Here is a 1765-nt window from a genome sequence, read left to right as displayed (position 1 = left end):
CAGCGTCCGGGAGTTGGCCTCGGCTAGGTCCAACGCCACGATGTGGTCGTCGAGTTCGCCGTCCAGCAGCCTCCCGCGCAGCGCGGTGCGCTGGATCTTGCCGCTGGTGGTGCGCGGGAAGTCGGCCGCCGGGACGGGCAGCACCAGGGCGGGGGCCGGCTGCCGGCGGGCCGCCAGCAGCTGCCGCACCTCGGCGGCGACCGGCGCCGAGGGCGCGTCCGGGTCGCTCTGGACGTAGGCGATCACCAGCTGCTCGGTGCCGGTGCGTTCGTCCGGCACCCCGAAGGCCGCGACGTGCCCGGAGCGCACCCCCGCCACGGAGGCCACCACGTCCTCCAGCTCGTGGCAGAAGTAGTGCACGCCGTTGACGATGATGATCTCCTTGCGACGGCCGGTGAGCACCACCTCGCCGTCGACCAGGAAGGCCAGGTCCCCGGTGTCGAACCAGTCGTCGCCGACGAAGGCCTCCTGGTTGGCCGGCGGGTTGTTCAGGTACCCCGGCGTCACCCGGCCGGAGTGGACCTGGAGCCGGCCGACGCGGAGCTCGGGCAGCGCCCGTCCGGCGTCGTCGGCCACCCGCATCCGGGTGCCGGGTGCGGGCCGGCCCATGCTGAGGAAGGCGGTGCCGCGCTCCGCCGAGGCCGGGTCCGCGGGCTCCAGCCGGCCGGTCAGCGAGTCGGTGCGCACCAGGCGGCGGGCGCCGTCCTCGTCGTAGCGCTTGTAGGTGATCGCCGTGCAGGTCTCGGCCATGCCCCAGGCCAGCAGCACGTGGCCGGGGCGGACGCCGAACGGGGCGGTGGCGGCCAGGAACTCGTCGATCACCGCCTCGGTGCACTGCTCCCCGGCGTTGATCAGCGACTTGACCGAGGACAGGTCCCAGCGGCGGTCCGGCCCGGCGGCCCGGACGGCCTCGGCGACCAGCCGGAAGCCGAAGTTGGGCGACCAGGAGTGCGCCGCCCGGTAGCGCTCCAGCGCGTCCAGCCAGACCAGCGGGTCGGCGAGCACGAGTTCGGTGGGGATCTGCACCTGGTCGGCGGCCAGTACCACGTCGCGCAGGTGGAACATCAGCAGCCCGGCGACGTGGTCCAGGGGCAGCCAGTTGACCGTGCCGTCGCCCGGCTCCGTGCCCTGGGCGACGGCCCCCGCCACGTACTCCAGGATGCCGCGGTGGGTGATCTGCACCGCCTTGGAGCGTCCGGTGCTGCCGGAGGAGAGCTGGAGCATCGCGACGTCGGCGGGGACGGGGGCGTGCTCGGGGGCGGGGCCGTCCGGCAGCCCGCCCTCGGCGGGCCGGTCGACCGCGATCACCCGCAGGCCCGGCGCCGGGTACAGCTCCCCGAGCCGCTCCAGGCCCGCCACCGCGGGCCCGCAGACGAGCACCGGCGGCTCCTCCAGGGTCTGCCAGGCGTGCCAGAGCTTCTCCAGCACGGGGTTGCGCTCGTGGTAGTCCGGCGGGCGGGCGACCGTCACCGGCTGTATCCCGCCCAGGAAGCAGGCCCACAGGGTGGGGAAGTAGTACTCGGGCTCCGGGACCTGGAGGATCACCCGGTCCCCGGCCCGCAGCCCGGCGGCGGCCAGTACGGCGAGGATCTCGCGGGAGCGGCCGAGGAGTTGACGGTACGTGATCCTGGTGGCCTCGCCGCCCGCCCGGATCAGGTGCAGTCCGCGGTCGGGGTGCAGTTCGGCGGCGCGCAGCAGTGCCTCGGGCAGTGTCCGGGGCGCGTCCGGCCCAGGGGCGGGCAGCGGGGCGCCGACGGCCTCCGTC

The 1765-nt window shown here is 75.0% G+C and carries 1 protein-coding gene; it reads right to left on the bottom strand.

What is annotated here, in order from left to right:
• Positions 1-1765 (bottom strand): AMP-binding protein (locus ACWDCZ_RS41020; protein ID WP_449818678.1); only part of this gene is annotated, 1765 nt, incomplete at both ends.

The sequence above is a fragment of the Kitasatospora sp. NPDC001225 genome, from assembly GCF_053597855.1.
This window is presented reverse-complemented; position numbering and strand designations above follow the sequence as displayed.